The sequence below is a fragment of the Corynebacterium sp. MC3 genome (assembly GCF_900099485.1).
GTDB classification, from domain to species: domain Bacteria; phylum Actinomycetota; class Actinomycetes; order Mycobacteriales; family Mycobacteriaceae; genus Corynebacterium; species Corynebacterium pseudogenitalium.
Genome location: NZ_LT622815.1, coordinates 415338 through 440256 on the forward strand (window position 1 = coordinate 415338; position 24919 = coordinate 440256).

Sequence of the window (24919 nt, forward strand, 5' to 3'; positions counted from 1 at the left end):
TAGGAACGTAGGGGACGGTGGCTTAGTCGATTCTTGAGGTTGTAAACGAATCGAGCTCGTCCTCAAACGTATTTGCGCCGAGTTGTTGAATCTGTTGCAGGGTTGTCGCGGCTTCATCCTCGTCAATTTTTGACAGCGCAAATCCTACGTGTACCAGCACCCATTCGCCGACCTCGAGTCCTTCTTCAACAAGAAGATCAGTGGAGATTGCACGGGTTACTCCCGAGATGCTGACTGTTGCGCGGGTGGGATCCTTAATTTCGACAACCTGCGCTGGTACTCCCAGACACATAAAGCAGAGCCTTCCATCGATTGCATTATTTTCACACTTTTTCGTGCTTATTCCGTTTTACATTATTGCCCATGATTTGTGCATTTCTAAAAGTACCCAGCAAGCTAACTATGCGCGTCACCCACAACCTTCAAGCCCCGAAAACCCAAAACACGGTACCGGCGGTAGAATTCACACACGGAACTATTCGTAGCAATTCCACACGGTGGCTAGTTGCGAAAATAAGAAAAGGAAAGTGCTGTGCAGCCTAAAAACCGCCTCAATGTAGATGAGTCCAAGGTCAATGACAACATTGCTCGAGTGCGTCGTCGTGGTGGACGCTTGAAGGATGAATATGTCACGCTCGCACACGGGGCGGGCGGAAAGGCGAGCGCGACACTGCTAGAGCAGGTATTTTTCGACGAGTACGGCAACGATCTGCTCTCACAGGGGGAAGACTCGACGCTGTTGGACCTCGATTTGAACGGCGGGACGCTGGCGTTTACAACCGACAGCTATGTGGTGAACCCGATAGAGTTCCCGGGTGGATCCATCGCGGATCTCGCGGTAAACGGTACCGTCAACGATCTTGCCGTGGGTGGTGCGGAGCCGAAGTATATTTCAGTGGGTTTCATTCTGGAAGAAGGGCTTGAAGTAGAGACGCTTCGCCGGATCGCGCAGAATCTCCGCACCGCAGCAGAACGCGCCGGAGTACAGATTGCGACTGGCGACACAAAAGTAGTTCCGAAGGGTGCTGGGGACAAGATTTATATCAATACAGCAGGCATCGGCGTAGTACCTGCTGGACGGGTACTCGGTTTTGCAAAGGTCAAGCCTGGTGACCGGATTATCGTTTCTGGCCCGATCGCAGACCACGGTATGGCGGTCATGATGGCCCGCGGAGACCTCGCAATCGAAGCACCGATCGAGTCCGACTCGCGCGAGGTCGCAAGTTTGGTGCGGGCGATGCTCGCCGATGCCCCCGAGACTCGTTGGATGCGTGACGCCACACGTGGTGGTCTAGCGACAGTCATGAACGAACTTGCAGAATCAACTGGCTACGGCGTTGCACTGCACGACGAGAAGATCCCTGTGCAGCCGATGACGCGCGCAGCTTGCGACATGCTGGGCATTGATCCGCTCTACGTCGCGAACGAAGGAACGTTTACGGCGGTGGTGCCGGAAGACCAGACCGACCAAGCACTCGCGGCGCTGCATGCAGCAGGCGCTGAAGGGGCGGCGGTGGTTGGAAAGATCGTCGAGGAACCAGCTGCAGCGGTAGTGTTGGTCACCGGCTTTGGTGGTACCCGTATGGTCGACAAACTGGTTGGCGATCCGTTGCCACGAATCTGTTAAGTTCCTGAGGCTGCATGGGTTCGCTACCGCGACCAGAGCCTTCCTGCGGCCGCCTGGCCGAGGCTGAGCCCGCCATCAGTGGCGGGCACTTTTTTATGCGTTAACACCGTCAATGATGGGCGTTGGTGCCGGAATACTTGCAAGATGTCGGTCATCAAAATGCGGTTGACGGCGCAGCCCCCCGTGATGCCAATGACCTCGGTAGCTTCTTCTTGGGCGGCGTCAATAAGCGAGCGAGCAACGAGTGTCGCTATGCCTGCGTGTGCAATCCGGGCAATGTCTTCGAAGAGGCGTGTTCCATCTAGGGTTGCGTTGATCACCCATTGTGCAAGATGCGGGAACGATCGAATGTCTTCGATTGCGTCAAGCGCTTCTGCCGGTGAAAGGCGGGACTTGCCTGCGAGGGCCTCAAGCTCCATCGCTGCTTGCGCTTCGTAGCTCACCGATTGCTGAACCTGGAGTATTGATGCGAACGCGTCGAAGAGCCGTCCCATCGAAGTTGTTGCAGTGGTGCCGAACCCGCTGCTGAGCTGAGAGTCTACTAATCGCAGCTCGTCTAGATCGACCTCAGGAGGCACGCTGAGGTCTTCGAGCTGCCAGCTATGCGCGAGACCGCGCGCAATCCGCCACGGATTTCGCACCGCTTTGTCGCCACCGACGAGGGAAAATGGTGGTAGGTGCCAGAGCCGCTCGGCGTTGCCATCGTCGGTTACATGAAGTATTTCGCCACCCCAAATGGTGCCGTCCGTTCCGTAGCCGGTGCCGTCGAGAGCTGCGACGACGGCGGGCGTCGATAGTCGCTGATGCTCAGCCAACAGTGACAGTGCATGTGCGTGGTGATGCTGGACCTCAATGAGCTCGACGTCACGCTGGTCAGCGTAACGCTGCGCCCACATCGAAGTTTGGTAACCAGGGTGCATGTCGCACACAACAACGTCGGGTTGTGCGCCTTGTATTGAGCAGAGCTGTTTTACCATTTTTTCGAAGTGCCGCTGAGCATCCCATGACCCCATATCGCCTACATGCGAGGAGACGTGTGCGTACCGCCCAACGGCTAGAGTCGCCGTGTTCTTGAGTTCGCCCCCTACCGCTAGGACAGTGGGCTTTCGCTCAGTGTCGAGCAGCATTGGAATCGGCGCCAGTCCGCGAGACCTCCGAACAAGCGTCGTATCGACGTAGACCGAGTCTTCCACGGGCACATAAATCTCACGATCGTGGAGCACAAACATGTCCGCGAGGTGCGTAAGTTTCCGAAGTGCCTCTTCATTAGTGACGCATAAAGGCTCGCCGCTGAGATTGCCCGAGGTAGCTACCACAGGTCGGTCAACCAACAGATGGTGCAGTGGCGAATATGGAAGCATGAGGCCTACTTCCCTCAAACCAGGCGCAATACCTTCGCAGAGTGCTCCTTCGTGAAGCGGAACAGACACGATCGGATGTGACGGCGATGCCAAAAGATCCTCCGCTTCTTTACTGAGTGTTGCAATGGATTTCGCGGCGTCGAGATTTGGCACCATCACCGCGAGAGGCTTGTCGGGTCGGCGCTTGCGCTCCCTCAGCTTTTCGACGGCCTCTTCGTTTTTCGCCGCGCACATCAGGTGAAAGCCACCAATCCCTTTGACCGCGACGACCGCACCAGATTCCCAGGCGTTTTGAACCTTAAGCACGAGCTCGTCGAATTTGCCGGGGTCCAATGCAAGCGCATCCGTTCGCGTTTCGGCGAGGACGGCACCGTTGGCATCCGTACACCACAAAGTAGGGCCGCAATGTGGGCAGCTTATTGGTTGCGCGTGAAACCGCCGGTCGTCTGGGTTCGTGTATTCTTCCTCGCATTGTGTACACATAGGGAATTCGCGCATGGTGGTAGTCGCGCGGTCGTAGGGGAGCGAAGTAATGATGGAGAGACGTGGTCCGCAGTGCGTGCAAGTGGTGAATGGGTAGTGGTAGCGCCGATTGTCTTGGTCATCAATATCGGCTAGGCAGGCTTCACAGGTTGTCATGTCAGGGGAGATGAGTGTCTTTTCTCCCTCGACATGTTCTGACTCGACAATCCGAAACCCCGTTTCGCCGTATACGAGTGGGAGTGGAGACGTTTGGCTATCCAAAATGTGAGCGAGAGGCGGGAGCTCGTCGATAAGCGTCTTCTGCGCATTGTGGAGTGCTGTTGCGTCGCCCTGAAACTCGATAAAGACTCCGCGCTCGTTGTTGCCGACAAGTCCAGTAAGGCCGAAGCGTTGTGCGATTCGCGCGACGTGCGGACGCATTCCCACCCCCTGGACAATGCCTTCGAGAAAGACGCGGACTCTGCTCTGTGCTCCCATGCTGCATACTCTACAAACTTCTTGAATAATCGCCTAGGCTAGGTGCTGTGCATGAAGTTGCATTAAGTCATCAGTTAGCGTCAGCAGTTCAGCGCGCAGCGCGCGGACGAACGGTGCTGTCGGTGCACCTCCGAATCGGTGCGCTGCGACAAGTCGTGCCGGAATCACTCGAGTATGCCTGGGGGTTCGTCACAAAGGGGAGCCCCATGGAAAAGTCGGAGCTGCGGATCGACTGGGTTCCAGCCGAGATCGAGTGCAGCAACGGGCATCGAAGAATACTCGACCCCAATGAGTATCTCGACGTCCGATGCCAAGAATGCAACGCTCCCACGAGTGTGATTACGGGCGAGGAATTCGCTGTCGTTGACATTGATGTGACATCTGACCGTTAAGAAGGAGAAAAGAAGCATGGGACGTTTCCACCGCCACGACGACGGGACTGTTCACAGCCATGATCATTCGCATGATCACACGCACCACCACGAACACGATCACCTTCACGTGGGAGTAGATGCGGAGCACTCTGAGCACGGAGACCACACTGGGTATGACACTGGACGTGAACGCATCGCGGTGCTTGAGGATATTTTCACGGAAAACGATGTAAAAGCGGCCGCAAACCGTTCCGCGTTTGAAGAGCACGGCGTGGTTTGCATCAACGTGATGAGCTCCCCGGGAGCAGGAAAGACGACGCTGCTGCGTAAAACCTTGGAAGCGCTCGCGGACAAAATCCGTTTCGGGATTGTAGAAGGTGACATCGAAACTGCGTTAGACGCAGAGCGCTTGGAAAACCTCGGTGCACAGGTAAGTCTGCTTAATACCGGGAACGGGTTTGGGGGCGAGTGCCACCTCGATGCTCCGATGGTTGCGCATGCTTTAAATGGGCTCAACCTCGATGATGTCGATATGGTGCTGATTGAAAATGTTGGCAACCTAGTGTGCCCGGCTGAATTTGAAGTTGGAGAGCATCATAAGGTAATGGTTGCCTCAGTTACCGAGGGGGAGGATAAGCCGCTGAAGTACCCGGTCATGTTCCGGAGTGTCGAAGTGGTCGTTGTAAACAAGGTTGACCTGCTGCCTTACCTGAATTTCGATCTCGATTTGTTCAAGGAAAATCTTGAGAAGGTGAATCCTGGAGTGAAGGTAATCCTTACCTCAGCTACAACGGGGGAAGGATTAGACGAGTGGAATGAGTGGCTTATGTCCCAATCGGGGGTAGATTTCTAGCCCTGCCGACTTCACGACACCGGAATTACTTTCATGTCTTGATACCCTGGCCCTATAGATGCGTTAAGCATGCAGCTTGACCGCTGATGGAATCTGTACACGTTCATTTGAGGGGTATGGGCCGGAGTATGTGCCGGCACATGGCTCTCGCATGAGAGGGAAAATCGATGCTTCTACAAGACACTTGGCAGAGTGGAACGCTTTGGGAAAACCTGTCGAAGAAGGGGGTGAAGCGTCGAGACTTCCTTAAAATGTGCAGCTCTATGGCTGCAGTGTTTGCAGTGGGGGCGCCGCTTGCCTCACGCGCCAACGCTGAAGAGACTGAGGTAATTGCCGAGGCGCTCGGTGATGTAAAGAAGCCAATGGTTGCTTGGCTTCAGCTACAGGAGTGCACCGGCTGTATGGAGTCGGTGCTTCGTTCCGGTTCCTCCACAGTTGAGGACCTCGTCTTGAACCAGCTGTCGATGAACTACAACGAGCTCGTGATGGCTGCATCAGGGCACGCAGCCGAGCAGGCACTGGAAGAGATGAACAAGGAACCGCACATTCTGGTGGTCAACGGCTCTGTTCCAACTGGTGCAGGTGGCGCATACTGCCAGATCGGCGGCAAGAGCGCCGAGCAAGTTCTCCGCGAAGCCGCAGAGAACGCAACCGTAATCCTTTCCGTAGGTGCATGTGCAGTGTATGGCTCAGTACAGGCTGCTCGTCCAAACCCGACCGGGGCAGTGGGTGTTGACGAAATTATCAAGGATAAGCCAGTCATCAACGTGGCTGGTTGCCCGCCTATCGGTGAAGTTATCACCGCAACAATCACCTACCTGCTGACCCACGGTGAGCCACCAAAGGTGGATGCAGAGGGTCGTCCACTCTTTGCGTACGATCAGCGCATTCACGATTCCTGTCCGAAGCGTCCACACTTCGATGCGGGCCAGTTCGTGCGCACGTTTGATGACGAAGGCGCTCGTAATGGCTGGTGCCTCTATGAAGTTGGTTGCAAGGGCCCATCGACCTTCTCGCCATGCCCGATCATCCAATGGAACCTCAAGTCCGGCTGGCCGATCGGCGCTGGTCACCCGTGCATCGGTTGTACGGAAAAGGACTTCTTTGACCGGTTTACTCCGTTCTACGAGGAACTGCCGAATGTTCGTGCATTCGGTCAAGAAGCTTCCGCTGGCAAGATTGGCCTCGGCCTCATTGGTGTCGCCGCCGCTGGTACCGCAGTCCATGGCGCACTCAGCGTAGTCAAGGAGGTTGGCATCCGTCGCAAGAGTGGCGAAGTTCAGCCTCTTGCGGCCTTTGGCGAAGAAGACGGTCCCGAGGATATCTCGGCACTTATGGCAGAGGGTGATCAGGCGTTCGCGACCACCACCGATACTGATGGACACCACCGACCCAACCCATCCGCGTAAGCGGCGTTCACGACGATTGAAAGGAAAAGCAACTAAAAATGGCTGAAAGAGTTGTTGTAGACCCGTTGACGCGTATCGAGGGTCACCTCCGCATGGAGATGGAAGTCGAAGACGGCACCATCACCAACGCTTGGAGCGAGACCACGATGTTCCGCGGCATTGAGAAGATTGTAGAAGGTCGAGATCCACGCGACGTCTGGGCGTTTGTCGGCCGTATCTGTGGCGTTTGCACTGGTGTCCACTCCCTGGCAAGTGTTGTTGCCGTCGAAGACGCAATTGGAAGCCACATCCCAAAGCAAGCGCAGCTTATTCGTGACCTCGTCCTGACAAGCCAGGAAATCCACGACCATGTTGTGCACTTCTACCACCTGCACGCCCTTGACTGGGTGAATGTTGTCTCCGCAGCAAAGGCTGACCCAGAGAAGGCAGTCGAGTTTGCGAAATCGATTGGTTCAAACTGGAAGCTCAACTCCGTCGACAAGTTCCAGCAGGTGAAAGACACCTTGAACTCGGTTCTTGATTCCGGTCAGCTTTCTATCTTTACCGGTGGTTACTGGGACCACGAGGACTACCGTCTGCCACCAGAAGCAAACTTGATGGCGGTTTCGCACTACCTCGATGCGTTGCAGTTCCAGCGCTCGATTATCCGCATCAACACGGTGTTTGGCGGTAAGAATCCGCACCCGAACTTCCTCGTCGGGGGTATGGCCTGCACGATCGATCAGGATAAGTCAGAGACGGTCAACCAGGTTTCGATTGACCAAATCAAGAACTGGGTCGCGGAGATCCATGAGTTCATCAACGGTGTGTACCTGCCTGACGCAATGGCGATCATGGGCGTGTACAAGGACTACTTTGATATTGGTGCGGCTGCCCCGAACTTCCTCGCGGTTGGTATGGCTGGCGCAACAGTTCGTGGTGATCACATGGAGCGAACCATGGGGTACACGCACACGGACATCACTCCGGGTGTACTGCTCAACGGTGACTACTCCAAGGTCCATGAGCTCAATCCGGACCTGTTCAAGGAATACGTTTCCTCGGCATGGTTCGCACAGGATGACAAGAACGAAGGCAAACACCCATTTGAGGGCGACACTATCGCCGATTACACCGGTCCTAAATTGCCGTATAAATGGCTCGGCGATAACGAGGAGTACACCTGGTCTAAGGCGCCGCGTTACGACGGCCACGTTGTTCAGGTTGGCCCAGTTGCCCGTATCCTGCTCGCATATGCTCAGAACGAGCCAAGCACGAAGCGCCTCGTTGATGATGCGCTGAAGAAGCTCGGCATTAAGCTCGAACAGCTGAATTCGACCGGTGGCCGTACGCTGGCTCGTGCTCTGGAAGCTGTAACGACTTCTGAGGCCATGACCAATGTGTTGCTGCCCGAGTTCATCGAAGGATTGCGCAAGCGTGACTACGACGTCTTCGACTCCAGCAAGTGGGAACCTTCTTCCTGGCCGAAGGAATCAGAAGGCTTCTGCATGATGGAAGTCGCCCGTGGCTCTCTCAGCCACTGGACTAGGATCAAGGATGGTAAGACGGAGCGCTACCAGGCCGTCGTGCCGACCACCTGGCTGGCCGGTGGTCGTGATCCTGAGGGCAAGATGGGCCCATACGAGGAATCTCTGGCGAATGGCAAGCACCCGCTGGCCAACCCAGAGGAACCGCTAGAGGTACTTCGCACCATCCACTCGTTTGATCCATGCATGTCCTGTGCTGTGCACCTGCTGGACACGGAAGGCAATGAACTTGTGAAGGTGATCACGCAATGAGCACCCAGCTAAACCGTGCTTCTTCGAGCTCGGGTGGCGTGCCTGAGACTCGCAAGATCGCTCCAGATAAAAATCTGGTGTTGAGCGTCACAGAATCACGGCCGATAGACGATATCGGTGCGGAAACACTGTTGCGCCTGGCATCGTCGCAGCCGGCAAACTCGCCAGATCCTGTTGATCAGGCGCTGCTGCGTGCTGTTGACCCCGACTACGTCTACGGCACCGTGGAGAGCTTCAGCCCCGCGACGCCAAGCCGAAAGTACTCGCTTTCGATCGTGCGTAACGCAAAGTTGCTCGGCGAGCGCCAGGACGTAGCGGTCATGCGTGGAGACCTTGCATCGGTAGTTCAAGCATCTGCATGGGATAAGCATGAGATGAAGACGATGATGCAGAACGTCGACACAGTTTCGAAGTTCGGCAATCGATGCATGGGCGTCGCCGTTGCACCTGTAGATGGCGACAAGACCGGTGAATTTGTACTCAAAGGCTATATTGCATTCGGCATCGGCGACCATGTCCGTCCGCGTCCTGTATCCAAGGGCGGCTACACCCGCATCGAGATGTGGCCGGTTGCACTGCGTTGGCAGCACTGGATCAACATGATTTTGATCATCATGATGACGATCACTGGTTACTACATCATGGATCCATTCTTCGGTCCTTCGAATGCTCACGATGCCGGAATGCTCATGGGCTGGAACCGTCTCATTCACTTCATTGCGGCCTTCGCGTGGATCGCACTGTCTATCTGGCGCCTTGCCATTATGGTGTTCGCTCAAACACGACAGATGAAGTGGCGGGCACTGTGGCCAGTGCGAAGCCAAGATGATCTGAAGTTGATGTGGGAGCAGACGAAGTACTACTTGCTCCTTACGAACGAACCGCCACCACGTGTTGGCCACAATGGTCTCCAGCAGACGGCGTACACGGGCATTTACGCTATGTGTATGGTGCAGATTTACTCTGGTCTTGCGCTTTTCGGTTTGCCCAAGCAGGATAGCTGGTTCTGGCGGCTCATGGCTGCACCCGTGGAATGGATCGGCATCCCATACTTCCGTTTGGTGCATGCATTGATCATGTTCATTATTTGGGCTTTCGTCATTCTGCACGTCTACCTTGTGTTCCGTGCCGATGCGACGGAGCGCCACGGTGGCCTGTCTGCAATGATCAACGGCGGTGTTTGGTTGCCGAAGGGCACGAAGCCGGTTGACGGTCCTGAGGTTGAGTAGAGTATGACGGTCACGAGGAAGCTTCGTCCTGCGCCAGATGTCCCGGTGCCATCGCCTGAGCTGGTGACGCTTGATGGCGTCACTATCAACGTCATTGGCATTGGAAACGAGATCATGGCGGATGACGCAGTTGGGCTGGCCATCCTCCGCGAGCTTGAGGCGGACCCGATCCAGGGTGTGAACTTCATCTATGGAGGAACGTCTGGCATGGAGATCCTACCCATGGTGCAGGACGCCGACTACCTGCTGGTGCTCGATGGGCTCAAACAGGGCCAGCCAGGTGATGTGGCTGTGCTCGTCGGTGATCAAATTCCGCGCCTATTGCAACAGCAGCTATCGCCTCACCAGGTGGGACTGCTGGACCTGTTGAGCGCCGCGCGCCTCACAGGTCAAGAACCCGACAACGTGGCGGTTGTGGGTATCACGGCGCGCGACGTCGAATTCCGTACATCGCTGAGTGAGGAGACCAGTGCTGCAATTCCAGAAGCAGTGCAGCGGGCCCGGCAGCTGCTAAAGGAGTGGACAGCAGAAGCTACTCAACATCAACCCAAGTAACTTGGAACTCGTCACCCCCACGCAGATCTGCAGTGGGGGTGTCACATTTAGGGCATCGCAGCGCGAAGTATTCGTCAATCTCGACGGTATCTTCACATTGAGGGCACCAGACTGCCGCGGGGATAATGTCCAAGTCGAGCCGGGCTTGAGCACACGTTGTATCGACGCGTGCAAGATCCCATGCTTGGCGAAGCGCATACACATCAACCCCGGAGCGCGTGCCTACTTTCATACCGACCGCCAGGACGTTTCGGCCGGGCACCGACTCGTTCACTGCATCGATTACCCCGCGAAGTAGACTCAATTCATGCATACCCCCATTATGTTCAATTGGGGTAGGCAACGCGAGTAAGGAGCATGGAATTTGTCAGAGAAGTTGTTTCTTGACGCCGTCATCGATCCGCTTGCAGCGACAGTTATTGTCGAAGGCGAGGGAAGTGAACGCACGGCACGCTTCGACATCGCCGGCGTGCCGCGCGTAGACAAGCTGTTAGTGGGCAAGCGCGCGAGCGAAGTTCCGACTATCGTGACGCGACTCTGTGGGCTGTGCCCGGTAACGCACCACTTGGCGGGGATGCGAGCACTTGACCAACTTGTTGGGTCGAGCGATTCGATGAGCGAGCAGGCCGTGCAGCTCCGGCGCCTTCTTCATGCGGGTTCGGTCCTTGACACGCTCGCACCGCGCCTGCTGCCTGACCACGGATTAGAGATCCGCAAGTTTGCGAAGCTGGTGCTGCGTGCCGCCGGTTGTCCGGGTCACTTTCCCGATGTTGCGATTCCTGGGGGAGTGCACGCACACGCCGATGCCGATGAGGTCAAGCGCGCAGCTGAAGGCGTCTCGACGATCCGTAGTCTCTTGCCTTCCCAACCGGTTGAGTCTGTGGAACAGCATCCTCCAAAGCTTGCCGACCTTTTCGCGTGTGATGCCGACGGCGCAGCAGATCCACTAGGAGAGTGCATTGCCGCGCGTTTCGAGGGTGAGCTGCATGTGTTCCCAGCGCATGATTTCTATGAGCACGTTCGAGAGCAGCACCCCGGTGCTATCACCCCGCGGCCCCAGGTACTTATCGACGGCCACTGGCGCGACTACCGGGTAGGCCCAGTTGCGCGATTCCCCCATCTGAGCGCGCGCGACGCCCAGTTTGCGCTTGTGCGCTCGGTACTCGACGATATCGAAAAGCTTTTGCAGGTTCCTGAGCTGTTGGCTGAGCCGGTCGTCGTCGATAATTCACTGTGCGATGGCACCGTAACGGGAATCGTTGACGGTCCTCGAGGCTTGTTGGTGCACCGCTACACTGTGGAAGACGGCAATCTGATCGATTGCCAGATTTTGAGCCCTACCGCGCAAAATGAGGGATGGCTTGCTCGGATGCTCACAGAGGCATCGACTCCTGCAGAGATGGAGTATGCGATCCGTAGCGCGGATCCTTGCCTGCCGTGCACCTCGGCACCGGAAGGCGCCATGAACATCAACATTGAAAGGAAATGATGTAGCGATGTGTCTTGGAGTTCCAGCGAAAGTGCTCAGCACTGGCGACCTGTCCAGCCCCATGCCGATGGGGGCCATCGATATGAAGGGTGAGGAGCGGCCATGCTGCTTCGCATATCTTCCAGAAGTTGAGGTGGGGCAGTGGGTGCTCATCCAGAATGGATTCGCAATGGACGTCATTTCGGAAGATGACGCGCAGGCCTCGTTCGAGGCAATCGATGAGTTTGATCTGCTACCAAACCAATCCGGCTCTACTGTGCGCTGACCTTAACGGCGTCCGATTGTTGTTCTGCTCGCGCCGTGCGCTATATTGAGCAGGCACGCCCCAGTAGCCCAATTGGCAGAGGCAACGGATTCAAAACCCGTCCAGTGTGAGTTCGAGTCTCACCTGGGGCACAAGGAGCCTGGTCGAGGCTTCCCTCGACCAGGCTCCTTTTGTACGAAACTTAGCTATCAGGCTGATGCCAACTCGTTGATGCGTTCAACAGTTGTGACTGGGTCATCAACTGTGAGGACGAGGCGGGCGAAGTTCTCATCAGCTAACTCGATTACGACCGTATTCTCGAATCCGCTGACGTTCCAAAACAGCTTTTCACCATCTGAGTGGAACGTTCCCGCAAGCTTTTCTCCCATCCTTAGTCCTGGCCAGCGAAAACCCTTCGGCTCGTTCTTCATACCCGGGTCATGTGTAGCTCCGCGTACATGTTCCCAGGGAACCTCGATGGATCCTTTGAACGACCAAATCTTATCTAAGCCGAGTGGCTCAACAACCAGAGTAGCGTCGGTGAATTTGAGATTGTTGTTGCTCATTGTGCTTCTCCTTTGGAAGTGCCGCTTGCGCGGTCGAGTAAGTGCTTGCCTAGTGCTGCTGGGCCTCCAGTAAAGCAAAGGGAATTTGCTTCGAGAATCAAGGGGCGTAGCTCTTGGCTTACGGGCGCGACTTCCACGAGAGTGACGGCAACAAGACTCTTGGCTTCTAGTGTCACTTCACCTGTCTTAGCGTTTCGGCATACTGCTTCCAGCGCCGTTCTCAGCAGGCCATGTTTGGAACCGAAGATTTTATAGAAGCTCGAACGATTTATCTCAAGGTAGGTAAGAGTTGCGTCAACGGACTGTGCTGTATACCCGCGTTCACCGAAAAGCTTTATGGCCCTGCGGATGACTTCGTCTTCATCGAACTCTCGTGGTCTACCCATGGCTTACATACTATTCGTTCTGGAATGAAGTGTCCATTATCTGAGGCTAATTAGATACCGTGTCGCGCGCCAAGCGCGTGTTTATGGCTCTACAACCGGATACTGGAAAGGAACCGGTGCTGTTGTGGTTTGGGGCTCAGTTTAAAAGTAGTCTTGGTCAGTGGATTATGCTCCGGTACCAAGTAGACCGCGCACAAGTGCGGTGAACCCGCCGAAGATCGCCAGGGCGAGTGCTATTCGATATCCCAGTTGCACTGGTACCCGTGGTGCCATGCGGGTGCCAACGACGATGCCCAGCACCATCGCAAAAATGCCAACCACCCACGTTTCGGGCGTTACCGCTGAAAGGTTTGCTGCACCAGTGATTTCCTTAATAGCGAAAGAGAGTGCGCCGCTGACCAGGAAGATTGGCTGGAGTGTTGCCGCGTAGATCTCCTTGGGCCAGCGGGCCGCGTGTGCGTACACGGTGATTGATGGGCCAGCTACGCCTGCCAACGTGTTCATGAAACCACCAAGTGAACCTGCGATAACAGAAGGTACGGTGCCTTCAATATTCGGTATGTAGCGTTTCCCCAACGTCACTGTGCCGAGCGCGATCAACAACAAAACGCCAACGATGATCAGAAGCAAGCTAGTTGAAACTGCCCGTATGAGGAATGCGCCGGGTACCGCACCCAAAACAAGGGCTCCTGCGATAGGGGCGAAGCGTTTCCAATCAACGCGCTCGCGCATGGAATAGGTGTTGGCAATCGCGTTGGCGGTGGCTAATACGTTGACCATGAGCACGCCGGAGACCGGGCCGAGTAGGACAGATAGTGCGGGGGCCGCAATTAGTCCGAGCCCCATTCCTGAAATTCGTTGGAGTGCTGCACCGGCGAATATGGCCAGGAAAATCCCGATCAGAACTGGTGTCACTGTGCCCTCCTGCGCTCTTCTCCTTATACGGCGCTCATCACCCTACCTGACAGATTCTAGATACCCGCAGTGAACTGGCGATTTGGGTGACTTCGCGCTGCGATTCACGCCGGAGCGCCTGCCTGCTATATACTTTGCGACGTCGCCCCAGTAGCCCAATTGGCAGAGGCAACGGATTCAAAACCCGTCCAGTGTGAGTTCGAGTCTCACCTGGGGCACAACACCCGGCCACGAGCCGGGTTTTCTTGTTTGAGTCGTCATGTCGGGACGTACGTCTACACTAGGGGCCGTGAAGAAACGGTTATTGCTCATTGACGGACACTCCATGGCATTTCGAGCGTTCTACGCTCTGCCTGCTGAAAATTTTTCGACGACCGGTGGCCAAACAACGAATGCGGTGTATGGCTTCTTGTCGATGTTCGCCAACGTTGTGGCGCAAGAAGCACCAACGCATATTGGTGTGGCGTTTGATGTGGGGCGCAAGACGTTTCGGACGGAGCGTTTTCCGGAGTACAAAGCCCAGCGCGAATCCACTCCGCCTGAGTTTAAGGGGCAGGTTCCGCTGATTCAGGAGTGCCTTGAGGACCTCGGAATCATCAGCTTGTCGAAGGAGAATTTTGAAGCTGACGATATCGTGGCGACGCTGGTGCACCAGGCTCGCGCTGATCAGGATTTCGAAACTGTCTTGGTTTCAGGGGACCGCGACTACCTACAACTGGTAGACGATTCAACGACGCTGTTGTACCCGATGCGCGGGGTTTCGACGATGACACGTTTCACTCCGGACAAGGTCGAGGAGAAGTACGGGCTGACTCCGGCACAGTATCCGGATTTTGCGGCGCTTCGGGGAGACCCGTCTGATAACCTCCCCTCGGTTCCGAAGGTCGGGGAGAAGACGGCGACAAAGTGGATCACGCAATACGGTTCGCTTGCAGAACTCGTTGACCACGCGGATGAAATCAAGGGAGTCGCAGGTCAAAACTTCCGAGACCGTATCGAGCAAGTGCAGCTCAATCGTGAACTCACGCAGATGGTCACCGACGTAGAGCTCCCTGTTACGCCAAATGACTTGGAGCTAAAGACCGTAGACATCGGTGCTATTGCGAAGCGATTTGATTCTTTGGAGTTCGGCACGAATCTTCGCGAACGTGTGCTATCCGCGCTTCCTACGGAAGGGGACGCCGAAGAGCATTTGCCTGTGGAGCTTCCAGAAGTTGTGATCGACGAAGGGCCGTTGGACGCATGGATCGCTTCCCATAGGGGTCAAGGATTAGCGCTGTATGTGGACGGTAGTCCGCTGCCGGCAAACGGCGATGCTACTGCGATTGGGATCGTCGATAAGGAGCGGCACGGCATCCAACGCGAAACAGCGGAGCTAACCCCTGAAGAGGATGTTGCGCTGAAGGACTGGTTGGAGTCAGATGACCCCAAGTACCTCCACAACGGTAAAGCTATGTATCACATGCTGCGGGGCAGAGGCATCACACTCAGCGGGATTGCGCATGACACAGCGATTGCTGCCTACCTGCTTCGCCCGGGGCAGCGTACCTATGCGCTGGCTGATGTATACCAGCGTCACTTGCAGCGACAGTTGGACGTAGGGCAAGAGCAACTCAGTCTGTTGGATCAAACTTCACAGGTTGATGCCGCCGTTGCTGTGCTGGAACTGGCGCAACATCTTGCTCAAGAACTTCGTGAAATCGACTCTTACGCGCTGTATGCCGACCTTGAGCTGCCGCTTGTACCCATTCTTGCCAGGATGGAGGACGTCGGTGTGGCTGTTGACGTCGAAGCTCTTGAAAATCTTCGCAAGGAGTTTACTGACAAGGTTGCCCAGGTAGAAGGAGAGGCCCGCACGCTTGTCGACGAGCCAGCTCTCAACCTTTCGAGTCCGAAGCAGCTTTCTGTCGTTCTTTTCGACAAACTTGACTTGCCTAAAACCAAGAAAACAAAGACTGGGTATTCGACGGCAGCCAAGGAGATCGAGGCGCTTGCAGAAAAGAATCCGCATCCGTTCCTTGATCATCTGTTGGCACATCGTGAATATCAGAAGATGAAGTCCACAATCGAGGGGCTTATCAAGGCGGTACACAGTGATGGCCGAATTCACACAACCTTCAACCAAACCGTGACTTCAACGGGCCGACTGAGTTCGACTGATCCAAACCTGCAGAATATTCCCGTCCGTACAGAGACAGGTCAAAAGATTCGAGCAGCATTCACCGTTGGTAAGGGGTATGAGTATCTTCTGACCGCTGATTACTCACAGATTGAGATGCGAGTGATGGCGCACCTGTCCGGGGACAAGGGGCTCATCTCCGCGTACAAGGATGGCGAAGACCTGCACAACTACGTCGGTTCTCAGGTATTTGATGTTGCTATCGACGCCGTGACGCCCGAGCTACGCCGTCGGGTCAAGGCAATGTCATATGGTTTGGTTTATGGGCTCTCTGCGTATGGTCTCGCCGCGCAGCTCTCGATCTCGCCAGGTGAAGCCAAGGAAATCATGGAGAGTTACTTCCACCGTTTCGGTGGGGTGAAGCACTATCTGGACTCGGTCGTCGAGAAAGCCAGAAAGGATGGATACACTGCAACTGTGTTTGGGCGCCGACGCTACCTGCCTGAGCTCAACAGTGACAACCGAGTCGCCCGAGAAAATGCTGAGCGGGCGGCCCTGAATGCTCCTATTCAAGGTACTGCCGCAGACATCATTAAAGTAGCGATGATTCACGTTGACCGAGCGTTGGCTGACTACGAGTCCCGTGTGCTGTTGCAAGTGCATGACGAGTTGGTTGTTGAAGTCGCTCCTGGTGAGCTCGATGAAGTGCGTGAGATTGTTGAGCGGGAGATGGATCGCGCTATTGAGCTCAACGTGCCGCTCGAGGTTTCTACCGGATACGGAGAGAACTGGCAAGATGCTGGCCATTAGGGCGGGAAGTGTGGGGCTATAGAGCGGCCCCCATTATTCCGCTCTATAGCCCCGAGACGGTCCCAGAGCCTCCTTCTCAATCCGTCTGGGACTGCCTTCCCCCATCAACCGCTTCTTCCCCCGAGTTCCCCCGAGAAGCGGTGCCACGGTTCACCTCGCGAGGTTTCACAGCTCTAGATTGGCCTTATCTATCGCTGCTGCGCCTTGATCGTGGCAATGAAAACACTAACAGACGTCTGTGGGGAACGTAAGAGAATTGGCCAAAAATGGACTACATTAAACAAAATATTGACTAATTATGGGGGTGTGGGATGGCGAGAGTATTGCGTTGACCTGCGAGTTTGTAACTTATTGGCGGTGTGGCAGACTTACGGCGTTCTCAGTTGGTGAGTTCGGTGAAGGGCGTGTTGTTTGCCTTGACGGTCGACCGGATGGGGGTTTATCCGAGTGTTGATATTTGCGCGAGCTGGGCAAAGGCGATATTCTTGCACGAGCATATCTGGGCAATAGGTCTCGTGGTGTCGTAATAGGAGGGCATCACCGGCTCATATTGCGGGATCTTTCCGCGCTGGTAAGAGATGATATGCCCCTGTCCAAATACGATCTCCTATTTCAATTTCGGAGCACATTTAACTTATGCGCACTTCCAACGCACCACAGGTCGCAATCAACGATATCGGCGGACCTGAGGAATTTCTCGCCGCTGTAGACGCAACCATCAAGTACTTCAATGATGGTGACATCGTCTCCGGCACCGTAGTTAAGGTTGACCACGATGAGGTTCTCCTTGACATCGGCTACAAGACTGAGGGTGTTATCCCTACCCGTGAGCTGTCGATCAAGCATGACGTTGACCCGGACGAAGTTGTCCAGGTCGGCGACGAGATCGACGCACTGGTCCTGACCAAGGAGGACAAGGAAGGTCGCCTCCTGCTCTCCAAGAAGCGTGCTCAGTACGAGCGTGCTTGGGGCACCATCGAAGAGCTGCAGAAGAACGACCAGCCAGTTACTGGTACGGTCATCGAGGTTGTCAAGGGTGGCCTCATCCTCGACATCGGTCTTCGTGGCTTCTTGCCTGCGTCGCTCGTTGAGATGCGTCGCGTCCGTGACCTGGATCCATACATTGGCCAGGAGCTCGAGGCAAAGATCATCGAGCTGGACAAGCACCGCAACAACGTGGTCCTGTCCCGCCGTGCATACCTCGAAGAGACGCAGTCCGCTGTTCGTTCCGACTTCCTGCACCAGCTGCAGAAGGGTCAGGTACGCAAGGGCGTTGTTTCTTCCATCGTCAACTTCGGTGCTTTCGTGGACCTTGGCGGCGTAGACGGCCTGGTTCACGTTTCCGAGCTGTCCTGGAAGCACATCGACCACCCATCTGAGGTTGTCACCGTCGGCGATGAGGTTACCGTTGAGGTTCTCGACGTCGATCTCGACCGTGAGCGTGTTTCCCTGTCGCTGAAGGCGACCCAGGAGGACCCATGGCGCGTGTTCGCACGCACCCACGCTGTCGGCCAGATCGTGCCGGGCAAGGTCACCAAGCTTGTTCCATTCGGTGCGTTCGTTCGCGTCGAAGAGGGCATCGAGGGTCTGGTTCACATCTCCGAGCTGGCACAGCGCCACGTCGAGGTACCGGACCAGGTTGTCAACGTTGGCGAAGAGGTCATGGTCAAGGTCATCGACATCGATCTCGACCGTCGTCGTATCTCGCTGTCGCTGAAGCAGGCGGACGAGGACTACAACGAAGAGTTCGATCCGTCCCGCTACGGCATGGCTGATTCCTACGATGAGCAGGGCAACTACATCTTCCCAGAGGGCTTCGATCCGGAGACCAACGAGTGGATGGAGGGCTTCGACGAAGCTCGTCAGCAGTGGGAGGCTCGCTACGCAGAGGCTGAGCGCCGCTTCCAGGCGCACACTGCACAGATCGAGCGTCATCGCGCTGCTGCTGCCGAGGCGGCAGAGCAGGCGGGTGACCAGGCGAACTACTCCTCGCAGTCCAACGCTGCAGCTCCGGCAGCGGATGAGACCGCTAGCGCAGGTGGGTCGCTCGCATCTGACGAGCAGCTCGCAGCACTTCGCGACAAGCTCGCTGGCAACTAGTCTTTACTAGCTAATCGACGACCCCTTCCTGGAATCCAGGAAGGGGTTTTCGCCTATTATGTGACGCATGTTGAGAATTGGGCTTACCGGAGGAATCGGAAGCGGAAAGTCGTCCGTTGCCGCGTTGTTACGTGAGCGTGGCTTCGTCGTAGTCGATGCTGACCGTATCGCGCGCGATGTTCTGCAACCAGGAAGCGATGTGCTAAAAGAGGTGGCTGCTGCATTCGGCGATGACCTGGTGGACGCTTCCGGCGCTTTGAACCGCAAGTTGCTGGCGCAGCGGGCGTTTGTCTCGGAGGAACAGACGCAGAAGCTGAATTCGATTACGCATCCTGCGATTCGCAAGGAGTCATCACGGCAGTTCGACGCCGCTGAAGCTGAAGGAGCCCGGGTTGCTGCGTACGATATGCCACTGCTTGTAGAGCTTGGGCTGCACCGTCAGATGGACTTCACCGTTGTAGTCGACGTGAGTGAAGAAGAGCGAGTGAGGCGGCTGGTTCAATTGCGCGGTCTATCGGAGGCAGACGCCCGTTCCCGTATAGCACGGCAGATTGATGACGACGATCGACTCGCGGCCGCTGACTACGTGATTGACAATAACGGTCCGTTGTCTGAGCTCGCTCCGCAGGTGGATGCTTTGGTCGACTATGTCGAGCGAGAATTGTTGCAGCATCAACGTTGAGGAATCTGGTTGAGTCATTAGACTGAGCTGCATGGCATTTGCAGCAGAGCATCCGGTCCTGGCACATTCGGAGTTTCGACCAGTAGGCGAGATCGAGCGTCGAGAAAAGCCCTTTGAAGTCGTCTCGGAGTTTGAGCCATCGGGTGATCAGCCTAAAGCGATCGCAGAGCTAGATGAACGTCTCAACCGGGGAGAAGAAGACGTCGTCCTCATGGGTGCCACCGGCACCGGCAAGTCGGCGACGGCAGCGTGGCTGATTGAAAAGCAGCAGCGCCCAACGCTCGTGATGGCTCCGAACAAGACGCTCGCCGCGCAGCTAGCAAATGAGCTTCGGCAGCTCCTCCCAAATAACGCGGTTGAGTACTTCGTCTCGTACTACGACTATTACCAACCAGAGGCATATATCGCTCAGACGGATACATACATCGAAAAAGATTCCTCCATTAATGATGATGTAGAACGCCTGCGTCACTCAGCTACCTCCGCATTGCTGTCGCGTCGTGACGTAGTGGTGGTGTCGTCAGTCTCTTGTATCTACGGCCTTGGTACGCCGCAGTCCTACCTTGATCGCTCTGTGGTGCTGCGCGTGGGGGAAGAGGTTGAGCGTGACCGCTTCCTTCGATTACTCGTTGATATCCAGTACGAGCGCAACGATATTGACTTCAAACGCGGTACGTTCCGAGTAAAGGGCGACGTCGTCGATATCATTCCTGCGTATGAGGAAGTCGCGGTTCGGGTTGAGTTCTTCGGAGACGAGATTGACAGCTTGTATTACATTCATCCGCTCACGGGAGACGTGCTGAGCCAAGAAGATGAGCTTCGGATCTTTCCTGCTACCCACTACGTGGCCACTGAAGAGCGAATGGAAAAGGCGATCGAATCCATCAAAGAAGAGCTTGCAGACCGTTTAGAGGACCTTGAGAACCGCGGAAAACTACTTGAGGCTCAGCGACTTCGGATGCGCACCGAGTATGACCTCGAGATGATTCAGCAGGTTGGCTTCTGCTCAGGCATTGAGAACTATTCTCGTCACATGGACGGGCGCGAGGCAGGATCGGCGCCGGCGACGCTCATCGACTACTTCCCGGAAGACTTCCTCACAATTATCGACGAGTCCCACGTGACCGTCCCGCAAATTGGAGGAATGTTTGAAGGCGATATGTCGAGGAAGCGCAACCTCGTGGAATTCGGATTCCGGCTGCCGAGTGCCGTCGACAACCGTCCGTTGACCTTCGATGAGTTTGAATCGCGCGTGGGGCAGACGGTGTACATGTCCGCGACACCGGGCGATTACGAGCTCGAAGCAGCACACGGCGAGTTTGTTGAGCAGGTTATTCGCCCAACAGGCCTCGTCGATCCAAAGGTTACGGTGAAACCGACGAAGGGACAAATCGACGACCTGATTGACGAGATTCGCGTCCGGGTGGAGAAGAACGAGCGCGTGCTGGTCACTACCTTGACGAAGCGCATGGCTGAGGACTTGACTGATTATCTCCTGGATAACGGGGTAAAGGTGCGCTACCTGCACTCTGACGTTGATACGTTGCAGCGCGTTGAGCTGCTCCGCCAGCTGAGGCTTGGAGAGTTTGACGTCCTCGTTGGCATCAACCTGCTGCGAGAGGGTCTCGACTTGCCGGAAGTTTCACTTGTTGCAATTCTCGACGCCGACAAGGAAGGGTTCCTGCGTTCGACCAAGTCGCTGATTCAGACTATCGGGCGCGCAGCTCGTAACGTATCTGGAGAGGTCATCATGTACGCCGACCAGGTCACTGAGTCGATGGAGGAAGCAATCAGTGAGACAGAGCGGCGTCGTGAAATTCAGTTGGCGTACAACAAAGAACATGGGATCGATCCGCAGCCGCTGCGCAAGAAGATTGCCGACATTTTGGATCAGGTATATGAGAACACTGACGGTGAAGCTGAAAATGGCGTTGCCTCGGATACCGCAGTTGTATCGAAGCCAGACGTGTCCGAGATGGCCTCTGATCAGGTACAAGCGTTGATCGACGACCTTACGAAGCAAATGGGTGCAGCAGCTCGCGAGTTGAAGTTTGAGCTCGCCGGCAGACTGCGTGATGAAATTGCTGATCTCCGAAAGGAACTTCGTGGTATGAAAGATACAGGAAACTAAGAAAGGTTCGAGGAATCTATGCATACCTATAAGTCGATTGCTGTCGGTACTGACGGTTCACCAACTTCGCTTGTTGCGGTTCGTGCTGCTGCGAGCCTGGCCCGCGTGTATGACGCGAAGCTCACAGTCATCTGTGCTCACTACACAGCGTCGGGCTCGATGTTGAACGCAACCAACGCGGAGCTGAGCAAGATCGATATCGTGACGGAATCGGGCGCCGAGGATATCTTGAGGCGTGCGAAGGCGATCGCAGTCGAAGAACAGGCACCAGAGATTAACTTGGTCTCCAGTGGCGGCCAGCCTGCGAATGTACTGCTGGAATCAGTAAAGGAATACAGCGTAGATCTCCTCGTGGTTGGAAACAAAGGAATGCGGTCCCTCGCCGGTCGAGTCTTCGGCAACATCCCAGGTAGCGTGGCAAAGAAGGCGCCGGTTGATGTCATGCTCGTTGACACCCGAGCTGAAGGCCACGACTAGCCTTCATCCGCGCTAGAACCAGGTACTATAAATTTGACCGTGCTTGTTGGCGCCACCGTTATCCAGCGAGCGACAGCTGAATCAGGAAAGGTCTCAAGAATACAGCTATGGCCAATTACTACAAGACCATCGTCGTAGGGTCCGACGGGTCCAAGTCTTCACTGCTCGCCGTTGAGCGTGCTGCAAAAATGGCGAGTGCATTTGGTGCCACGCTAGTGATCGGTACCGCGTATTACGAAACGGAAGCGGACGCGACGAAGAGCCTGCGACAAGATTCGGTCACCATCCTCGGTGACAAGGACGCGTTGGCAAATCTTGAAGCGGCAGCAGAACATGCGCGACAGCACGGAGCAAAAGACGTGCAGACTGCGACCCGTCCGGGTACTCCAGTAGAGGCTCTGATGGCGATTGTTCGTGACAACAATGCGGAACTGCTGGTGGTCGGTAACCGCGGTATCAACTCTCTGACCGGTCGCCTGCTGGGGTCTGTCCCAGCAGACGTTGCTCGCCAATCGGACTGCGACGTCATGATCGTACATACCGTCAGCTAACGTCTTCATGTAACAACCTCCGGCCAACTGCATGGCCGGAGGTTGTTCTATGACATCTCACCGATGACGGCGAGGCTTTGAGTTGCTCGGGTCATCGCCACGTAGAGGTCTTGCCAACCTTGCGGAGAGGCGTCGATAATTTCTTGGGGTTCTATTAGTACTACATGGTCAAATTCGAGTCCCTTCATCGCATCGACATTTGACTTGTCGATGATCGCTGTCGTGCGCCCATCCTCGTATGTTGCGACAGTTTCTGGGGTGGTGCCGGAAGGCCAAAACTCGACGGGTTGCCCAGTGCTTCGAATACTCTCAGGGACCGCTGCCTCTGAGTCGATCGCGTGAAGAACTTTCGCGGCGTACTCCATAATCTCCGACGGAGTCCGGTAGTTCACACTCAAGGTATGCGTGCGGAAACGCGAGCCAACAAACGGTTCCAGCGTTGCTGACCAGTCGTCTGAACCCGCAGGCGAAGAAGTCTGCGCGGTGTCTCCAACTAATGTCATCCACTTTGATGGGCAGCGCCGAAACACCATCCGCCATTCCATCGGTGAGAGCTCTTGTGCCTCATCCACGATCACATGCCCATAGGCCCATGTGCGATCTGCGCGTGCGCGCTCTGCGGTCGAACGGATATCGGTGCTCGCCTGGCGCTGCGCGAGCGTTTCCGCATCAATGACGTCTGATGCAGAGAGGATCTCAGCCTCGAACTGGTCGTCATCGTTGTCAGTGGACTCGGATGAAGCCAAGACGTCCAACGCGTCCTCTGCCTCGGCCACCTGCTGTTGCCACGCATCGTCAACGGAGTCACGAATACCCTCCGCTGGGCTACTACCAATAAGAATCGACAGTTCGTCGAGTAATGCTGCATCCGACGGGGCCGTTGCCGCACCAGGCTCCCGAAAGAGGGCATCTTGTGTGTAGTCGTCGTAGTCATACGCGACAGCTGCGATTGCGTCGCGGTCTTCAAGCAAATTACGTAGTACCTCTGTAGGCGACAGAGTGGGGAAGTGGGCGTCAATAAAGTCTCGGACCTGGGATTCTTCAGCCAGGTCATCGTGGAGCTGATCGACGTCTGCAGCAGACAACAGATTCTCACCGCCTAGAGGGTCCGCACCAATGGTGTTGGCAAGTGCTTGCGCAAGAAGTTCGCAAAGATGTTCCGCAAACACGGCTCGTGCTTCATTATGAGGACGACGTGACCGTCGTGCTTTGGTTCTGGCTGCCTTCACCATGGCTGGCGTCGCAGCGACAGGAACGTTCTCAATTGAAAGGGTTACCGCGCGCTCCGGAACCGTCTCATATGACTGCACAGCCCGCTTGAGAATCGTGACCATCTCAATCGAGCCTTTGACTTCCCGTGCAGCAAGCGACTCGCTACCTTCCGGGGTAAAACCGGGGATTAAGTCTGAGATTGTGGAAAGCACTACGCCGGTCTCGCCGAGCTCCGGAAGAACTCGCGAGATGTAGTCCAAAAAGACGGTATTGGGGCCAAGAACCAAGACGCCGGTCTTCGCCAGCTGCGCTCGCCAAGTATAGAGCAGATACGCAACACGATGGAGAGCGACTGCAGTCTTGCCAGTACCTGGACCACCTTCGACAACCATCACTCCACGCGTAGCGTCACGAATGACGGCATCCTGTTCACGCTGGATTGTCTCAACGATGGATTGCATGTGCGCAGTGCGTGGCCGATTCATGGCGCGCCGCAGCGCAGCCTCGGATCCGACACCCGAGGCTTCAACACCCGTACCTGTGCCGGAGAGGACCTCGTCGTCAATGGTTTCCACCGTGCGACCCCTCATACGGATGTTTCGCCGGGTTTGCACGCCTGAAGGGTGCGCCGTCGTCGCGAGGTAAAACGGCCGTGCCATGGGCGCCCGCCAATCGATGAGGAGCGTCCGGTACTTGTCTTCGGGGGCGTCGATGCCCATCCGGCCTATATAGCGTCGGTCAAGATTGTCGCTGTTAGGGACTAGATTCTCCGGAGACTCGTCCTCCACATCAATTCGGCCAAAAACTAAGCCAACTTCTGCCAGGTTGAGTGCATCGAGTTTTGCATTCAGCCCATGATATTCGGTTTCGCGCCGGACGAGCGCATCAGAATCTGGGTTGTCAGGGTCGACATCTCGTTGCACCGCTTCCAGTTTGGCTTGGGCTTTCGATACTTCATCGTCAAGACGAGAAAATAGACCGTCGACGTAGTGCTGTTCGCGAGCAACCTCTTGCTCTGACACGGTGAACATAATCTCCTTCAAAGTAAAAGCCACCCCGTAACCACAACTATGCGGCCACGGGGTGTACTA

At 55.8% G+C, this 24919-nt stretch carries 22 protein-coding genes and 2 tRNA genes; 17 read left to right on the forward strand and 7 right to left on the reverse strand.

The window, feature by feature from the left end:
* Positions 1–22: 22 nt before the first annotated feature.
* Positions 23–292 (reverse strand): HypC/HybG/HupF family hydrogenase formation chaperone, encoded by a 270-nt coding sequence (locus BQ4436_RS08755; RefSeq protein WP_070362546.1) that lies wholly within the window; start codon positions 290–292, stop codon positions 23–25.
* A 240-nt stretch (positions 293–532) separates the two neighbouring features.
* Here BQ4436_RS08755 and hypE point away from each other — a divergent pair, with 240 nt between their 5' ends.
* Positions 533–1627, forward strand: a complete 1095-nt coding sequence (gene hypE / locus BQ4436_RS08760; protein ID WP_070362545.1) for a hydrogenase expression/formation protein HypE — start codon at positions 533–535, stop codon at positions 1625–1627.
* Between the two features lie 23 nt (positions 1628–1650).
* Here hypE and hypF read toward each other — a convergent pair whose 3' ends face one another.
* Entirely contained in the window at positions 1651–3948 is a 2298-nt protein-coding gene (gene hypF, locus BQ4436_RS08765; protein ID WP_070976411.1) for a carbamoyltransferase HypF, read from the reverse strand.
* A 47-nt stretch (positions 3949–3995) separates the two neighbouring features.
* Here hypF and BQ4436_RS11730 point away from each other — a divergent pair, with 47 nt between their 5' ends.
* From BQ4436_RS11730 to BQ4436_RS08795, 6 genes are all read left to right on the forward strand, one after another.
* Entirely contained in the window at positions 3996–4340 is a 345-nt protein-coding gene (locus BQ4436_RS11730) for a hydrogenase maturation nickel metallochaperone HypA (RefSeq protein WP_070362543.1), read from the forward strand.
* Between the two features lie 16 nt (positions 4341–4356).
* Positions 4357–5175: a hydrogenase nickel incorporation protein HypB gene (gene hypB / locus BQ4436_RS08775; protein WP_070976415.1), complete on the forward strand. Its 819-nt coding sequence runs from the start codon at positions 4357–4359 to the stop codon at positions 5173–5175.
* Positions 5176–5342: 167 nt separating this feature from the next.
* On the forward strand, positions 5343–6584 hold the full coding sequence (locus BQ4436_RS08780) for a hydrogenase small subunit (RefSeq protein ID WP_083329509.1): 1242 nt from the start codon (positions 5343–5345) through the stop codon (positions 6582–6584).
* A gap of 38 nt (positions 6585–6622) precedes the next feature.
* Positions 6623–8362: a nickel-dependent hydrogenase large subunit gene (locus BQ4436_RS08785; RefSeq protein ID WP_070976417.1), complete on the forward strand. Its 1740-nt coding sequence runs from the start codon at positions 6623–6625 to the stop codon at positions 8360–8362.
* On the forward strand, positions 8359–9591 hold the full coding sequence (gene cybH, locus BQ4436_RS08790; RefSeq protein WP_083329510.1) for a Ni/Fe-hydrogenase, b-type cytochrome subunit: 1233 nt from the start codon (positions 8359–8361) through the stop codon (positions 9589–9591). The genes BQ4436_RS08785 and cybH overlap by 4 nt, the downstream gene beginning before the upstream one ends.
* A gap of 3 nt (positions 9592–9594) precedes the next feature.
* On the forward strand, positions 9595–10146 hold the full coding sequence (locus tag BQ4436_RS08795) for a hydrogenase maturation protease (protein ID WP_083329511.1): 552 nt from the start codon (positions 9595–9597) through the stop codon (positions 10144–10146).
* On the opposite strand, the gene BQ4436_RS11735 is transcribed toward BQ4436_RS08795, so the two are convergent.
* Positions 10124–10459 carry a hydrogenase maturation nickel metallochaperone HypA/HybF gene (locus BQ4436_RS11735; protein WP_071573925.1) on the reverse strand — a complete coding sequence of 112 codons (336 nt, stop codon included), beginning with the start codon at positions 10457–10459 and terminating at the stop codon, positions 10124–10126. The two genes, BQ4436_RS08795 and BQ4436_RS11735, sit on opposite strands and share 23 nt — an antisense overlap.
* Before the next feature lie 51 nt (positions 10460–10510).
* On the opposite strand from BQ4436_RS11735, the gene BQ4436_RS08805 reads away from it, so the two are divergent.
* From BQ4436_RS08805 to BQ4436_RS08815, 3 genes are all read left to right on the forward strand, one after another.
* Positions 10511–11635: a hypothetical protein gene (locus BQ4436_RS08805; protein WP_070976418.1), complete on the forward strand. Its 1125-nt coding sequence runs from the start codon at positions 10511–10513 to the stop codon at positions 11633–11635.
* Positions 11636–11642: 7 nt separating this feature from the next.
* Complete coding sequence (locus BQ4436_RS08810; protein WP_070976420.1) at positions 11643–11900, forward strand: HypC/HybG/HupF family hydrogenase formation chaperone; 258 nt, start codon at positions 11643–11645, stop codon at positions 11898–11900.
* A gap of 57 nt (positions 11901–11957) precedes the next feature.
* A tRNA-Leu gene (locus tag BQ4436_RS08815) sits at positions 11958–12031 on the forward strand.
* Positions 12032–12088: 57 nt separating this feature from the next.
* Here the strand turns inward: BQ4436_RS08815 and BQ4436_RS08820 are convergent.
* From BQ4436_RS08820 to BQ4436_RS08825, 3 genes are all read right to left on the reverse strand, one after another.
* On the reverse strand, positions 12089–12445 hold the full coding sequence (locus tag BQ4436_RS08820) for a hypothetical protein (protein ID WP_070976422.1): 357 nt from the start codon (positions 12443–12445) through the stop codon (positions 12089–12091).
* Complete coding sequence (locus BQ4436_RS11740) at positions 12442–12831, reverse strand: TetR/AcrR family transcriptional regulator (RefSeq protein ID WP_083329512.1); 390 nt, start codon at positions 12829–12831, stop codon at positions 12442–12444. Before BQ4436_RS11740 ends, BQ4436_RS08820 begins: the two co-directional genes overlap by 4 nt.
* A 165-nt stretch (positions 12832–12996) precedes the next feature.
* A complete protein-coding gene (locus BQ4436_RS08825; RefSeq protein ID WP_070976424.1) occupies positions 12997–13746 on the reverse strand; it encodes a sulfite exporter TauE/SafE family protein in 750 nt (249 codons plus the stop codon).
* Positions 13747–13890: 144 nt separating this feature from the next.
* Between BQ4436_RS08825 and BQ4436_RS08830 the strand changes: the two genes are divergently transcribed.
* The 7 genes from BQ4436_RS08830 to BQ4436_RS08860 all read left to right on the forward strand — a co-directional run bounded on the left by BQ4436_RS08830 (position 13891) and on the right by BQ4436_RS08860 (position 22616).
* Positions 13891–13964: transfer RNA gene (locus tag BQ4436_RS08830), tRNA-Leu, on the forward strand.
* A 41-nt stretch (positions 13965–14005) separates the two neighbouring features.
* A complete protein-coding gene (gene polA, locus BQ4436_RS08835; RefSeq protein WP_070976426.1) occupies positions 14006–16675 on the forward strand; it encodes a DNA polymerase I in 2670 nt (889 codons plus the stop codon).
* Between the two features lie 636 nt (positions 16676–17311).
* Positions 17312–18775 carry a 30S ribosomal protein S1 gene (gene rpsA, locus BQ4436_RS08840; RefSeq protein ID WP_070362535.1) on the forward strand — a complete coding sequence of 488 codons (1464 nt, stop codon included), beginning with the start codon at positions 17312–17314 and terminating at the stop codon, positions 18773–18775.
* A 67-nt stretch (positions 18776–18842) separates the two neighbouring features.
* Positions 18843–19457: a dephospho-CoA kinase gene (gene coaE / locus BQ4436_RS08845; protein ID WP_070976427.1), complete on the forward strand. Its 615-nt coding sequence runs from the start codon at positions 18843–18845 to the stop codon at positions 19455–19457.
* Between the two features lie 31 nt (positions 19458–19488).
* Complete coding sequence (gene uvrB / locus BQ4436_RS08850) at positions 19489–21588, forward strand: excinuclease ABC subunit UvrB (RefSeq protein WP_070976428.1); 2100 nt, start codon at positions 19489–19491, stop codon at positions 21586–21588.
* A gap of 18 nt (positions 21589–21606) precedes the next feature.
* Complete coding sequence (locus BQ4436_RS08855) at positions 21607–22065, forward strand: universal stress protein (protein WP_070362532.1); 459 nt, start codon at positions 21607–21609, stop codon at positions 22063–22065.
* Between the two features lie 107 nt (positions 22066–22172).
* A complete protein-coding gene (locus tag BQ4436_RS08860; protein WP_070362531.1) occupies positions 22173–22616 on the forward strand; it encodes a universal stress protein in 444 nt (147 codons plus the stop codon).
* A gap of 47 nt (positions 22617–22663) precedes the next feature.
* On the opposite strand, the gene BQ4436_RS08865 is transcribed toward BQ4436_RS08860, so the two are convergent.
* A complete protein-coding gene (locus BQ4436_RS08865) occupies positions 22664–24859 on the reverse strand; it encodes a HelD family protein (RefSeq protein ID WP_070976429.1) in 2196 nt (731 codons plus the stop codon).
* Positions 24860–24919: the final 60 nt, after the last annotated feature.